Annotated in this window: 1 protein-coding gene; it reads right to left on the reverse strand. The window is 34.7% G+C overall.

Going from position 1 to position 222, the window contains the following annotated elements:
• Nucleotides 1-222, reverse strand: a 222-nt coding sequence (locus G6042_RS00055) for a transposase (RefSeq protein ID WP_169522288.1), incomplete at both ends; no start/stop codon positions are given.

Raw genomic sequence — 222 nt, forward strand, 5'->3', positions numbered from 1 at the left:
CTAAAAGCCATTGCAATTCAATATTGCGAAGACACTCTTTTTCTAATCGTCTCGAGGAACGAATACCGTTTAAATAGCCATACAAATAGATTTTTAAAAATACCTTGGTATCAAAACTTGGGCGACCTTCGGTTTTTAATACTCTGGGTGTAAATCCTATTTTCTCTAAATCGATACTGTTAACAAAAGCATCTATAAATCGAACAGGATTGTCCTGACTGA

The organism is Flavobacterium solisilvae, from assembly GCF_012911605.1.
Lineage (GTDB): Bacteria > Bacteroidota > Bacteroidia > Flavobacteriales > Flavobacteriaceae > Flavobacterium > Flavobacterium solisilvae.